The sequence below is a fragment of the Gordonia sp. ABKF26 genome (assembly GCF_041103195.1).
Lineage (GTDB): Bacteria > Actinomycetota > Actinomycetes > Mycobacteriales > Mycobacteriaceae > Gordonia > Gordonia terrae.
In genome coordinates, this window is the sequence record NZ_JBGCVZ010000003.1 from 807,744 (window position 1) to 822,008 (window position 14,265).

The 14,265-nt window shown below is 68.3% G+C and carries 9 protein-coding genes; 1 reads left to right on the top strand and 8 read right to left on the bottom strand.

What is annotated here, in order from left to right; all coding sequences use genetic code 11:
• Nucleotides 1–37: 37 nt before the first annotated feature.
• From AB4Z55_RS04235 to AB4Z55_RS04260, 6 genes are all read right to left on the bottom strand, one after another.
• Nucleotides 38–1,957, bottom strand: a complete 1,920-nt coding sequence (locus tag AB4Z55_RS04235; protein WP_369519210.1) for an ABC transporter ATP-binding protein — start codon at nt 1,955–1,957, stop codon at nt 38–40.
• On the bottom strand, nt 1,954–3,687 hold the full coding sequence (locus tag AB4Z55_RS04240; protein WP_004020409.1) for an ABC transporter ATP-binding protein: 1,734 nt from the start codon (nt 3,685–3,687) through the stop codon (nt 1,954–1,956). Before AB4Z55_RS04240 ends, AB4Z55_RS04235 begins: the two co-directional genes overlap by 4 nt.
• Before the next feature lie 132 nt (nt 3,688–3,819).
• Nucleotides 3,820–4,629 carry a family 1 encapsulin nanocompartment shell protein gene (locus AB4Z55_RS04245; protein WP_004020408.1) on the bottom strand — a complete coding sequence of 270 codons (810 nt, stop codon included), beginning with the start codon at nt 4,627–4,629 and terminating at the stop codon, nt 3,820–3,822.
• A gap of 34 nt (nt 4,630–4,663) precedes the next feature.
• Complete coding sequence (locus AB4Z55_RS04250) at nt 4,664–5,683, bottom strand: Dyp-type peroxidase (RefSeq protein WP_354561955.1); 1,020 nt, start codon at nt 5,681–5,683, stop codon at nt 4,664–4,666.
• A gap of 106 nt (nt 5,684–5,789) precedes the next feature.
• Nucleotides 5,790–7,463, bottom strand: a complete 1,674-nt coding sequence (locus AB4Z55_RS04255) for an FAD-binding dehydrogenase (RefSeq protein WP_369519211.1) — start codon at nt 7,461–7,463, stop codon at nt 5,790–5,792.
• Nucleotides 7,464–7,537: 74 nt separating this feature from the next.
• Nucleotides 7,538–9,016 (bottom strand): amidase, encoded by a 1,479-nt coding sequence (locus tag AB4Z55_RS04260; RefSeq protein ID WP_354561952.1) that lies wholly within the window; start codon nt 9,014–9,016, stop codon nt 7,538–7,540.
• A 436-nt stretch (nt 9,017–9,452) separates the two neighbouring features.
• Between AB4Z55_RS04260 and AB4Z55_RS04265 the strand changes: the two genes are divergently transcribed.
• On the top strand, nt 9,453–10,418 hold the full coding sequence (locus AB4Z55_RS04265; protein ID WP_004020404.1) for an alpha/beta hydrolase family protein: 966 nt from the start codon (nt 9,453–9,455) through the stop codon (nt 10,416–10,418).
• A 911-nt stretch (nt 10,419–11,329) separates the two neighbouring features.
• Here AB4Z55_RS04265 and AB4Z55_RS04270 read toward each other — a convergent pair.
• Complete coding sequence (locus tag AB4Z55_RS04270; protein ID WP_369519212.1) at nt 11,330–12,682, bottom strand: DUF3068 domain-containing protein; 1,353 nt, start codon at nt 12,680–12,682, stop codon at nt 11,330–11,332.
• A gap of 99 nt (nt 12,683–12,781) precedes the next feature.
• A complete protein-coding gene (locus AB4Z55_RS04275; protein WP_004020402.1) occupies nt 12,782–14,149 on the bottom strand; it encodes an AarF/ABC1/UbiB kinase family protein in 1,368 nt (455 codons plus the stop codon).
• Nucleotides 14,150–14,265: the final 116 nt, after the last annotated feature.

The window sequence follows — 14,265 nt, forward strand, 5'->3', positions numbered from 1 at the left end:
GCTCCCTGAGGAGCGAGCTTGCGAGCGTCACGAAGGGTCAGCTCGCCTCGATGGCCCCGGTGAACTGGCTCTCGTAGAGCCGGCAGTACGCGCCGCGGGCGGCGAGCAGTTCGTCGTGGCTGCCCTGCTCGACGATGTGCCCGTCCTCCATGACGACGATGACGTCGGCGTCGCGCACCGTCGACAACCGGTGGGCGATGACGAAACTCGTGCGGTCCGACCGCAGGTTCGCCATCGCCTTCTGGATGAGCAGCTCGGTGCGGGTGTCCACCGAGCTCGTCGCCTCGTCGAGGATCAGGATCGTGGGGCGGGCGAGGAAGGCCCGCGCGATCGTGATGAGCTGCCGCTCACCGGCGCTCACCCCGCCGCCCTCGTCGTCGAGAACCGTGTCGTAACCATCGGGGAGGGTCCGCACGAAGTGGTGCACGTGACTCATCCGGGCCGCGTCCATCACTTCGTCGCGAGAGGCGGTGGGGTCGCCGTAGGCGATGTTGTCGTAGATCGTGCCGCCGAAGAGCCATGAGTCCTGCAACACCATGCCGGTGCGTTCGCGCAGGTCGTCCCGTGTCATCTCGGTCGAGTCGACACCATCGACCCGGATGACCCCGGAGTCGACGTCGTAGAACCGCATGATCAGGTTGACCAGGGTGGTCTTGCCCGCACCGGTCGGACCGACGATCGCGACCATGTGGCCCGGCCGGGCCACCAGGCTGAGGTTCTCGATGAGTGGCTTGTCCTCGACGTACCGGAAGGAGACGTCGTCGAACTCGATGAGCCCCTTGTCGTCGGCGGGCGTCTTCGGCTTCGCGGCGTCGGGCGATTGCTCGTCGGCATCGAGGATGTCGAAGATCCGCTCGGCAGAGGCGACACCGCTCTGCATGAGGTTGATCATCGAACCGATCTGCGTCAGCGGTTGGGTGAACTGGCGTGAGTACTGGATGAACGCCTGCACCTCACCGAGGCTCAGCGATCCCGACGCCACGCGCAGTCCGCCGACGACCGCGACCGCGACGTAGTTCAGGTTTCCCAGGAACATGATCGTCGGCATGATGACGCCGGAGATGAACTGCGCACGCCAACTCGACTCGTACAGCTTCTGGTTGCGTTCGTCGAAGGTCGCCTCGATCTCGCGCTGCCGGCCGAAGGCGGTGACCAGCTCGTGACCGGTGAAGGCCTCCTCGACCTGAGCGTTGAGAGCACCGGTCGAGGACCACTGCGCCGAGAAATGCGGTTTCGACCGTTTGGCGATGATCCCGGTCGCGATGATCGCCAACGGCACCGTGGCCACCGCGATGAGCGCCAGCAGCGGCGAGATCCAGATCATCATGACCAGCAGCGCGATCACCGTCAGGACCGAGTTCGCGAACTGGGAGATGGTCTGCTGCATGCTCTGCGACAGGTTGTCGAGATCGTTGGTGACCCGGCTCAACAGCTCGCCGCGCGGCATCGTGTCGTAATAGCGCAGCGGTAGGCGATGCACCTTGGCCTCGACGTCGTCGCGGAGTCGGCGGATGGTGCCGACGACGACGATGTTCAGCAGGTAGGCGGCCAGCCACGCGAGCAGTGACGAGACGACGTAGAGCGCCAGGGTGACGAGCAGCACGCGCCCGACAGCGCCGAAATCCACTCCGACGCCGGGTGTCACGTTCATGGACGACACCATGTCGGCGAAGGTGTCGTCGCCGCTCTCCCGGAGACCGGCGACGGCTTGTTCCTTGGTGAGACCGTCGGGCAGGGTGCGGCCGATGACGCCGTCGAAGACGAGGTCGGTGGCATACCCCAGCACGCGGGGCGCGATCGCGATGAGCACGACCGAACCCACCAGCGACACGAGCGTGATCGTCATCAACAGGCGATAGGAGGCCAGTTGTGCGACAACGCGTTTGATCGAGGGCCAGAACGACCGGGGTTTGGATTCGGGTCCGGCCGCCATCGGCGGACCACCGGGCCGGGTCATGCGCGCTCCTCCATCGCCATCTGCGATTCGACGATCTCGGCATAGGTCGGGCACGACTGACGCAGTTCGTCGTGTGTGCCGAGACCGACGATCCGGCCGCGGTCGAGGACGACGATCTGTTCGGCGTCGACGATGGTCGAGATGCGTTGGGCCACCACGATCACCGCCGCGTCGCGGGTGGCGGGACGCAAGGCGGCGCGCAGGCGCGCATCCGTGGTGAGGTCGAGGGCGGAGAACGAGTCGTCGAAGAGATAGATGGCCGGCCGCCGGATGAGGGCCCGCGCGATGGCCAGGCGCTGGCGCTGCCCGCCGGAGACGGTCGTGCCGCCCTGGGACACCTTGGTGTCGAGACCGTCGGGCATCGCCGACACGAAATCCTCGGCCTGCGCGATGCGCAGCGCCTCCCAGATCTCGTCGTCGGTGGCGTCGGCCTTGCCGTGCAGCAGGTTCGAGCGGACGGTTCCGGAGAACAGGTACGGCCGCTGGGGGACCAGCCCGACGACCGATCGCAGTTCGTCGGGGTCGAGCCGCTTCACGTCGGTGCCGCCGACCCGGACCGCGCCGGCCGTGGTGTCGATGAGTCGCGGGACCAGCCCGATGAGCGTCGTCTTGCCCGAGCCGGTCGACCCGACGATCGCGGTCGTCGTGCCCGGTTCGACGCGAAAATCGATGTCGCTCAACACCGGGTCGTCGGCGCCCGGGTACCGGAACTCGGCGGCGTCGAACTCCACGGTGCCGGGATGGGTGGCGAAGCCGATCGGCTCACTCGGCGGGTGGACCGAGGTGTCGGTGGCCAGGACCTCGGAGATGCGCTCGGCGCAGACCGCGGCGCGCGGCGCCATCATCGCCAGGAACGACGCCATCATCACCGACATCAGGATCTGCATGACGTAGCTCATCACCGCGGTGAGCGCGCCGATCTCGAGCGAGCCGTCGGAGACCGCGTGACCGCCGAACCAGATGACGGCGACGATGGTGACGTTGGTGATCACCATGACAACCGGGAACATCAGGGCCATCAGCCGGCCGACGTGCAGGGTCGCATCGGCGAGATCGTCGTTGGCAACCGCGAACCGCTTGCGTTCGTAGTCCTCACGCACGAACGCCCGCACGACCCGGATGCCGGTGATCTGCTCGCGCAGAACGCGGTTGACGTTGTCGATGCGTTCCTGCATGGCCCGGAAACCGGGGATCATCTTCGCGATGATGGCCCCCATCGAGACTCCGAGGACAGGCACCGCGATGGCGATGACCCACGACAGCGCGGGTGCCTCGCGGACACCCATGATGATGCCGCCGATGCACATGATCGGGGCCATCACCAGGATGGCGCTGCTCATGACGATGAGCATCTGCACCTGCTGGACATCGTTGGTGGTGCGGGTGATCAGCGACGGCGCACCGAAGGTGCCGACCTCGCGCGCGGAGAAGGAGTTCACCCGGTGCAGCAGATCGCCGCGGATGTCACGTCCGACCCCCAGCGCGGCGCGGGAGCCGAAGAACTGGGCGGTGACCGTGACGATGATCTGCGCGACGCTCACCAGCAGCATCCATCCGCCGATCCGCAGGATGTAGCCGGTGTCCCCGCGGGTGACGCCGTTGTCGATGATGTCGGCGTTCAGGCTCGGCAGGTACAGCATCGCGGTGGTGGCGAGCAGCTGCAGCACGATGACGAGCACGACGTTGACGCGGTACCGCACGAGGTACGTGCGGATGAGCCGGGTCAGCATCTGACCGCCGGGAGCGCAGGCGGGCCGGGTTTCTTCGCGATCACCTGCGCCAGACTAGTTGCCGCTCGCAACGGACGCCGCAGTGTGTCGGCCAGGCAGGACCCGGGGCCGGTGGGGACGGCGGACCGCCGCTCAGACGGTCGGCGGTTCGGTGAGTGCGACAGCCGCCTCCGCGGTGTGGGTGAGGAAGGTGAACGACTCCTGGAAGTACAGATTCACCACGTCGGCGTCGTGCGAGTCGTATCCGATCGACACGTCCTGGCCGATGGTCAGCTCGAAGTCGCCGCCGCGGGTGCTCATGACGAACGCGCCGCTGATCGCCGGCGCCCACACGATGTCGCCGGTGAACAGGCGCTGGATGTGCTCGAGGATCGGGTAGCCGTGATTCGACGTCTCGTTGACCTGGGTGTAGACCTCCGCCGACAGGGCCACCGCGTACGGGCCGTCGACGGACGCCAACCGAAGCGTGCTCAACGCCTGGCTGACCGCCTCCGGGTAGTCGCGGACGTCGGCGGGCAGCGGGATGGGGGTGGCGGCGGCCTCGGCACGGATACCACTGATCGACGCCGCGGCGTATCCCTCGAAGATGGCCCGGTCCTCGGCGAGTGCCAGTTCGCGTGCGGCCTCCACGACCGGGTCCCAGTCGGAGTCCTTGGCGCCGCGGTCGACGTCGTCGATGGCCTCCCGGGACACCGTGAACGGGACCTTGAGTTCGACCAGGGACTGGGTGCGGCGCTGGAAGGCGGTGATGCCCTGGGCGGGTGAGTCGATCTTGGTGCGATGTCCCAGGGTCACCGACGCGGTGTCGGAACCGAGCGGCCCGGTCACGTCGACGAGGCGCCTACCGGCGACGTTGCGTTTGAACGAGCGGGTCGCCTCCTCCTCGATCTCCGCCCACGCCGCGTCGGAGATCGGCGCGAGTTCGCGATGCAGGTTGTTCATGGTGTCCTCCTGGTGCGGTGGTCGGAAGGTGACGTCAGTGCAGTGACCCGATGCCCAGCGAGCCGTCGGAACGGGTCGTCGGTGCCGGGGGTGTGGCGGGTGCCGCGTCGGGTGCGGGCGGCAGGTCTTCGAGGAAGTCGAGTGTCGGGGTGAAGAACTGTGCTCCGGTGACCGCCGTGGTGAAGTCGAGGAGGCGGTCGTAGGTGCCGGGCGGGTCGCCGATGAACATCTTGCGCAGCATCTCCTCGGTGACATCCGGGGCCGCCGAGTAGGCGATGTAGAAGGTGCCGTTGACGCCTTTGCCGTTCACCGTGCTGCCGGAGACGTCGCCGTACGGCATGTTGTCACGGACCACGTCGATCTCCTCCCCGTTCTCGTCCTCGACGACGTTCAGGGCGATGTGCGAGTTCGGGGGCTTCACCTCGTCGGACATCTCGACGTTGTCGAGCTTGGTGCGTCCGATCGCGGCTTCCTGATCCTCGGTGCTCAGGTCGTTCCACGACGACAGGTCGTGGACGTAGCGCTGGATGGCGACGTAGCTGCCGCCCTCGAAGTCGGGGTCCTCGTCGCCGACCGTGATCGCGTCGATCGCGGCCTGCCCGGTCGGGTTCTCGGTGCCGTCGACGAACCCGATGAGGTCGCGGAGGTCGAAGTAGCGGAACCCGTGCACCTCGTCGACCACGGTGACCGCGTCTCCGAGTGCCTCGGTGATCTTGGCGCCGAGTTCGTAGCACAGGCCCATGTCGTCGGACTTGATGTGCACGAGGAGGTCGGCGGGCGTCGCCGGGGCGGTGTGGACCTCGCCCTCGTACGGGACGAACGGCCGCAACGAGCGTGGCCGCGGGCCGTCGAACAGGCGGTCCCACGCTGCGGACCCGATCGACACGATGCCGGCCAGCGCCGCCTCGGGCGCTCGCGAGGACACCGCGTTGTTCAGTCCGGGGATCTCTTCCAGCGCATCGCGAACCGCGTCCTCACCGCCGTCGTCGATGGTGAAGACGAGGAAGATCGCCGATTTCGTCTTCCGGGTCAGGATCGTCTGGGGGACCGGCACGCTGAACACCCTAGCCGATCGCGTACCGGCATGGGGCAGCAGATCGTGCCGCGAATGTATAGGGCAGGCAACCCTTTTCGCCGACGACGTGCGGTCGTACCGTGGATCAGCCGCGCGGTGTGGCCCGGGCCACTGCCCGACCGGCGGCGCGGCCGGAGAAGATGCATCCGCCGAGGAACGTCCCCTCCAGGGCGTTGTACCCGTGTACGCCCCCACCGCCGAAGCCCGCGACCTCACCGGCGGCGAACAGACCGTCGAACGCGCTGCCGTCGGGTCGCAGCACCTGGGAGTCGAGGTTGGTCTCGAGCCCGCCCAGGGTCTTGCGGGTGAGGACGTTGAGCCGGACGGCGATCAGCGGGCCGTGCTCCGGATCGAGCAGCCGGTGCGGTTTGGCGACGCGAACGATCTTGTCGCCGAGGAATTGTCGCGCGTTGGTGATCGCCATCAGCTGCGCGTCCTTGGAGAACTTGTTGCCGATCTCCGCGTCACGCGCGGAGATGATGCGTTCGATGTGTGCGAGATCGAGCTCGGGGCCGCGGGCGATCTTGTTCATCCCGGCCACCAGCTCGGGCAGGTTGTCGGCGACCACGAAGTCGACGCCGTTGCGCACGAAGGCGTCCACCGGACCCGATGCGCCCTTCGCCAGCCGACTCTTCGCGGTGAGTGTGAGATCCTTCTCGGTGATGTCGGGATTCTGCTCCGACCCCGACAGCATGAACTCCTTCTCCACGATCGTCTGCGTGAGGATGAACCACGAGTAGTCGTGGCCGGCCGACAGGATCGCCTTCATCGTCGAATTGGTGTCGAAGCCCGGGAAGTTCGGTGGGGCCAGGCGATTGCCGTTGGCGTCGAGCCAGAGTGAGGACGGCCCGGGGATGATCCGGATCGCGTGATCGGGCCAGATCGGATCCCAGTTGTGGATGCCCTCGGTGTAGTGCCACATCCGGTCTCGGTTGACGATGTTGGCGCCGGCGGTCTCGGTGATCTCCAGCATGCGGCCGTCGACATGAGCCGGGACGCCGGAGATCATCGTCTCCGGAGCGGGGCCGAGGCGCTCGACCGGCCAGTTCTTACGGATCAGATCGTGATTGTGTCCGATGCCGCCCGACGTGACGATGACCGCTCTGGCGCGGATCTCGAAGTCGCCCACGACATCCCGGTTGGAGGCCTGACCGCGATCGGCGTCGGTGGGAGCGAGGGTGGCGCCTCGGATGCCCACCGCCGTGCCGTCCTCGACGATCAGCTCGTCGACGCGATGCCGGAATCGGAACTCGACCAGGCCGCGCCTCTCCGCCTCCAGGACCGGCTCGGCGAAGACCCGGACCACCTCCGGTCCGGTGCCCCACGTGAGGTGGAACCGGGGCACGGAGTTGCCGTGGCCGTCGGCGAACCCGCCGCCGCGTTCGGCCCACCCGACGATCGGGGTGATACGCAGGCCGAGGTCATGCAGGTATTGCCGCTTCTCGGTGGCGGCGAAGTCCACGTAGGCGCGGGCCCACTGGCGTGGCCAGTAGTCCTCGTCGTCACGATCGAATCCCGCCGACCCCATCCAGTCCTGGAGAGCGAGGTCGGCAGAGTCGCGGATGCCCAGCCGGCGCTGCTCGGGGGTGTCCACCATGAACAACCCGCCCAGGGACCAGAACGCCTGGGCGCCAAGGTTGTTGCGATTCTCCTGATCGACCACCACGACGCGGCGCCCGGCCTTGGTGAGCTCGTATGTCGCGACGAGCCCCGCCAGTCCCGCGCCGACGACCACCGCGTCGGCCCCGTGCTCCGCCACCGCAACTCCTCACGCCCGCCGCCATCCCCGGGCTGCTCCGGGCATGTGCACTCGCAGACGAGGTTAGCCCGGTACTACAGCGAGATGTCGGCGTACCGGTGGAACCACGGCGCGGCCGCCTCGAGTCCGGCCGCGAGTGCGAGGAGATCACCGTCGGCACCGAGCCGGCCGACGAACTGCACGCCGAGCGGGAGACCCGCGTCGGTCCAGTGCAGCGGCACGCTCATGGCCGGGCGGCCGGTGAGGTTCGCGAGCTGCGTGTACGGCACCCAGCCGAGGCTCTCGTAGATCAGCTTGTCGATGATCCCCAGGCGCGCGATGGCCCGGCCGGACCGTGCTCTCGAGGCGAGTCGCGCCGCCCGCTGCAGGACCGGCGGCGTGGTCATCGAACCGACCCGGGGCGGCGGCACTGCGAGCGTGGGCGTCAGCAGCAGGTCGTGGGTCTGATGAAAGCGGTCGAGGGCCAGGACGTGGTCGTTGATCCGGTCGAGTGCGGTGAACAGGGGAACGACGCCGGCCGCCCGGCCCAGCTCCGCGAGGGTCAGGGTGTCGGCCTCGAAGTGGGAGTCGGGAGCACCGGTGAGGCGTCGGACCTCGTCGACCTGCGCGGCGCATTTCGCGAACCAGATGTCGAGGAAATCGCGCGCGAGTGCGGCGTCGTCGTGCGGTGGGGCGACCTCCTCGACCTGGTGGCCGAGATCGGTCAGCACCGACGCGGCGTGTTCGACCGCGGCGACCGCCTCCGGGTGCGGATTCGCGTTGATCGCCGACGTCGTGGTGTAGCCGATCCGCAGCAACCGCGGTGGGGTCGCGATCCGGGCGGTGTAACTCTCGGTGTGCAGCGGCGTCGGGTACGTCGACGACGGCGTCGGCCCGATGAGTGCGTCGTAGAGTGCCGCGGCGTCGCGGACGGTTCGGGTCACCACGCCTTCGACGCCCATCCCGAAGAGCGGTTCGCCGGTCTGCGGACCGAACGGCATCAGGCCACGCGAACTCTTGAGTCCGAACAGCCCGGTGCACGCGGCGGGGATGCGGATGGAACCGCCGCCGTCGCTGGCCCCGGCCGCCGGGACGATTCCGGCGGCCACCGCCGCGGCGCTGCCACCCGACGACCCGCCCGGGGTCACCGCGAGGTCCCAGGGATTACGCGTCGGCCCCCAGAACGTGGGTTCGGTGATGCCCTTCGCGCCGAACTCCGGGGTGTTCGTCTTACCGAAGATCACCAGGCCGGCGTCGAGAAACCGCTGCACGCCGACGGAGTGTTCGCGGGCGATGTGTGTCGCCAGCGCGCGGGAGCCACGGGTCGTCGGGTAGCCGCGGTAGTCCTGTGCGAGATCCTTGATGAGGAACGGGACACCGGCGAACGGCCCGGTGAGATCGCCCCGGACGCGGGCATCGGCGTCGGCGTCCATCCGGATCACGATCGCGTTGAGCGACGTATTCACCGCGTCCGCGCGGGCTCGCGCGAGGTCGAGGAGTTCGGCGGCCGTCACCTCGCCGGAGGCGACGAGACCTGCCAGGGTGGTCGCGTCGGCGGACAGATACTCACCCATGTGCACGTCCTGACCCTAGTGGTTCCGGGAGCCGGTCGAGCGGACTTGTCGGTGATCCGCCGGCGGGCCGGGCGGGCCTCTCGGCGACCCGGGACCCACGGTCACCGTTGCCCACGCAAACCGGTAACGGCCGGATCGCGAGACCGTGAACGAAAAGCGGCAGCACGTGGCGGCGGCGTCGCCTATGTCCCGAATGAGCTGTTCAGCGTAGAGAGGTGTGACGTGTACCACTCCGTAATGGGGTCACGGGACCCGCTCTCGCCTTTGCCGTGGCGTTATCGTGCCGTTACACTTCACCAGGACGGGTACCGCTGCCCGGGGGGACCAATACAATCCCTCCTCGTACGTCTTCGTACACAAGCCCGCAGCAGTACCCGGTAGGCAAGACCCGCAAGCGGCCGGCTCCGGCCGTGGTGATCCAAAGGAAAACTGACGAATGCTGACACGCGCCCGTAAGCGCCTCGTCGCCGGACTCGTGGCTCTCGTGGCCGTGTCGGGTGCGACGCTGGTCGCAGCTCCGCCGGAGGCCTCTGCGGCCAACGGTTGCAATGTCGAGTACGTCCGCTCGAACGCCATGAACCGGACCGTGCCCGTGTGCATCGTCTCGGCCGGCGGTGGCGGACCCAAGCCGACGCTGTACCTGCTCGACGGACTCCGCGCCCCCGCCAACAACAGCGGCTGGCTGATCAACACCGATGTCGCCCGCTACATGGCAGGCAAGGGCACCAACGTCGCCATCCCGTTCGGCGGCGCAGGCAGCTTCTACACCGACTGGCAGACCGCCGATCCCCGGCTGGGTGTCAACAAGTGGGAGACCTTCCTGACCCGCGAGTTGCCGGGCTACATGAAGGCGCGTCACAACAGTGACAACCGCCGCAACGGCATCGCCGGACTCTCGATGTCGGGCACCTCGGCGCTGAACCTCGCGTCGCGTCACCCCAACTTCTACAAGGCGGTCGCCTCCTACAGCGGCTACCCGACGGTCACCCTGCCGGGCTTCACCCAGGGCATCATGGCCTCGGTCGCGGAGGTCGGCGGCAACCCGTTCAACATGTGGGGCTTCTACCCTGCGGGCACCTGGTTCCAGAACGATCCGTTCCTGAGCGCGGGCAACCTGGCGGGCAAGAACGTCTACGTCTCGTCCGGTAGCGGTGTCGGCAGCAAGTACGATTCCTCGGTCAACCCGGCCAGCGCCAACTTCGACCCGGTCAAGTTCGCGCAGATGATCCCGCTCGAGGTCGCCGCGTCGACCAGCAGCCAGATCTACATCGGCCGCCTCGCGCTCGTCCCGGGCGTCAAGCTCACCACCCGGATCACCCCGGACGGTGCGCACTGGTGGGACTACTGGCAGAGCACCTTCAAGGAGTCGTGGGCCAAGACCTTCCGCCCCGCCTTCTTCTGAGTCAGACCCTCTGACAAGGGCCGGTGACCTTCGGGTCACCGGCCCTTGTTGTATCTGCTGAGCAGCTCGTGCACGCTGCTGGCCGAGCAGCTCGTGCACGCGTAGCGTGCCCGCGCGCGCCCCCTGCTGGCCGAGCAGCTCGTGCGCGCGTAGCGTGCCCGCGCGTCTGTCGAGGTCACCTTGGTGGGTTCGGTTGCGGAGGGGCTTCGACTCGGCGCCTCGCTTCGCTCGGGGCCGGCTCAACCCGCAGGGGGTGTGGCGCAACCCCTGCTGGCCGAGCAGCTCGTGCACGCGTAGCGTGCCCGCGCGTCTGTCGAGGTCACTTCGGTGAGGGCTGGTTGTGGAGGGGGCTTCGACTCGGCGCCTCGCTTCGCTCGGGGCCGGCTCAACCCGCAGGGGGTGTGGCGCAACCACTGCTGGTCGGGCAGCTCGTGCGCGCGTAGCGTGCCCGCGCGTCTGTCGAGGTCACCTTGGTGGGTTCGGTTGCGGAGGGGCTTCGACTCGGCGCCTCGCTTCGCTCGGGGCCGGCTCAACCCGCAGGGGGTGTGGCGCAACCCCTGCTGGCCGAGCAGCTCGTGCACGCGTAGCGTGCCCGCGCGTCTGTCGAGGTCACTTTGGTGGGTTCGGTTGCAAAGGGCTTCGACTCGGCGCCTCGCTTCGCTCGGGGCCGGCTCAACCCGCAGGGGTGCGGAGGGGGCTTCGACTCGGCGCCTCGACCTCGACGCGCTCCTTCGTCGCTTGCTCGGCCCGGCGGCTCCGCTCGGGTCCGGCTCAATTCGCGGGGGGTGTGGCCCGGCTCGGCCTGGCGGCTTCGCTCGGGGCCGGCACAACCCGCAGGGGATCCAGACACAACACCGCGGGCGCACCCGGTGGATACCCGATGCGCCCGCGGTGGTCGCTCTTGCCTCTGCCTACTCGGGTGGCGGCTGCTTGCGGAAGGTGCGCGTGGCCGAGTCGTCGGCCGGTGGCGTGTCGCCGACCTTGGGGATCTGCTCGGTCGGCCGTTCCCACGGGTTGGCGCCCGCGGGTGCTGCTCCGGCCGGCGGTGCGTCGCGCTTGATCAGCGTGGTGTCGCGCTCGTCGGCGGGTGGGGTCGTCGGCGGCGGGGTGTCGTCCACCCGGGTGTCGTCACGGCGTCCACGGAAGAACAGCAGCGCGGCGGCGATCAGCAGGATGACGCCGACGATGCCCAGGATGATCGGGACCCACACCCCGCCCACCTTCAGCTGGTCGACGTAGCCGCTGGCCTTCTTCGTCTGATTGGAGACGGTCTCGTCGGTCCACTTGAAGGTGCCCTTCAAGGCGTCCATACGGAACTCGCGCACCGCTTCCGGGGTGGCGTCGCTCTGATCGGGGGACTTGAAGTACTGGTGCTGGTCCTCGCGACCGTCGACGATGGTTCCGGTCTCCGGCTCCACCCACACATGGCGGGTCGCGGCGGCGTACCGGTGCATCGTGATCGGGTCGTTCGCCCGCACGCCGCGTCCGGTGATGCCCCACCAGCGGGCGGGCATCGTCAGCATCGTGCCCAGTGCCGCCTCGCCCTGCGCGTTCGGGAGGTTGGAGAGGTCGGTCTCCGGGACGTCGCACACGAAGTGGTAGGTGTTCACCCCGTCGATGGTCTCTTCGCCCTCGAACTTCGCCGCGCAGTCCTGGCGGGTGTTGAGGTCGTAGTAGGGGTAGTCACGCTGCTGCACGTCGAAGCCGAACTTGTACTGGTAGCCGGTGCGGTTGTCGATGGCGACCGACACGTCGTTGACGTTGCCGCCCTCGGGAACCGCCTCGAGCTGCAGCGAGCTGACGGCGCCGTTGGGTGCCGAGGTCTTGCGATTCACCGACACGCGGTCGATGGTCGCGGTCAGCAGGCCGTCCTCGCACGTGCGCGTTTCACCCGCGGCGGCGACCGTCGGTTCGGTCTCGGTTCCCTCGGCGTCACGCAGACGTTCGATGAGGACGGTCTGCGCCGACTGCAGGCTCGCCTGGCGGCTGTCCGACGGCTCGGTGATGATCGAGCGTCGCTGCTGGGTGAGCGATGCATCGAGTGTGCGGGCCCGGGGCTCGGACACCGAACAGCGATCGAAGATCACCGCTGGGAAGCGCTCCCCGGTCGAACCGTCCGCGGCAACCGTGGTGGCGTCGGAAGTGATGTCCAGATCGAGCGGAACCACCTTCAACTGCGGCACGAGATAAAGCGGTATGGCGATGGCCGCCGCGATGCACGCAGCGCCGAAGAAGGCCAGCACTGCCGGCACAAAACGTCTCATGTGTGACTCCTGGAATCAGCTGATCGCTCCCACCCTAACTGTCGCGTTTGCCACAGATGGGCACAGTGGGTCCGACATGCCGGAATGTGCAGCGTGCGGTCAGCCCCGGTCGGCTCGCCGATCGCGCTCGGCCTCCTTCAGGATGCCGGCCATGTAGCCGTAGATCTCCTTGTCGGACATCGCCTTCCACCGGGGGGCCAGCAGCTTCGTGTACTTCTCCACGTACAGCAGCTGCTTTCCGACGAGGACGAGCTCGCGGGGTAGGCGGGCGTCATGGGCCTTGGCGACGGCGGCGAGTTGCCGTCCGAGGTCGGTGTAGGACATCGAACCGAGCTCGGCGGTCGACAACGGCGTCGTCACCTTCTTGATGTCCTCGGCGCCCTGGGACGTCGAGCCCGGTTTGTGCACGGCGCCGAGGAGGAAGATGGCCCGGCCCGCGGACTCGTGGTCGCCGCGCACCACGAGGTCGACGACGAGCTGGCGGAGGATGCGTCGAGTGCGGGGAGTGAACCGCCCGACGATGCCGAAGTCGAGAAGGACCAGCTTGCCGGCATCGTCGACGAGGACGTTTCCGGCGTGTAGGTCGCCGTGGAACAGGCCGCCGTGGAACGCCGAGTCCAGCAGGGACAGAAGGAGATTGCGGCACAGCGCGACACCGTCGTGCCCGGCGGCGCGCACTGCCGCGGCGTCGTCGATGCGGGTCGCGTGGATTCGTTCCATGGTCAGCACGCGCTGTGTCGTGAAGTCGTCGTAGACGCGGGGGACGCGCACACGGTCGCCGTACGGTCCCGGCTGGAGGCAGGCGAACCACTCGCGCATGGTGTCGGCCTCGATACGGAAGTCCAGCTCGGCGTCGAGCCCGGCCGCGAAGTCCTCGACCACGTGCCGCGCGCTGAGCATGCGTCCGTACTCGGAGATCTCGGCGAGGCCGGCCAGGCGCTCGAGGATCGCGACGTCCGGGGCCAGGCGGTCGGCGATGCCCGGGCGCTGGATCTTGACCACCACCTCCTCGCCGCCGGGCAGGGTCGCGGTGTGCACCTGGGCGATCGACGCGGAGGCGATCGGCACCGGGTCGAACGAGGCGAAGACCTCTTCGGGGCCGCGGCCGAGTTCGGCGATGAACTGTTCGCGCATGAGTGCCGGGTCGGCCGGCTTCACCCGGTCCAGCAGCGATTCGAACTCGGCGGACAGGGACTCGGAGAACACACCGGGACTCGAGGCGATGAGCTGCCCGAGCTTCACATACGTCGGCCCGAGGTGTTCGAAGGTGGTCCGGATCTCGTGTGCGACGCGGGCGGCGCCGGGTGCGCGACCGCGCACGGCGTCGCCTGCGGTGTGGAGGACGAGGCGTCCGACGCCCGCGGCCGCGTGAGCGGTGGTCGTCCCGAATCGCGTGAGCTCGGCGATGGGGGACACCGGGTGCAACTGCGTGCGCTGACCGTCGTCGACTGAGCTGTTGATCGTCACCGTCGGTCATTGTAACGATCATCGCCGACGGATCCAGTGGCCTCGCGCCCCGATGGACAGCACCCGCGACGCCGCGACGTGCCGTTATGGCAAGGAGAACGCGCGGGGGGCAGACT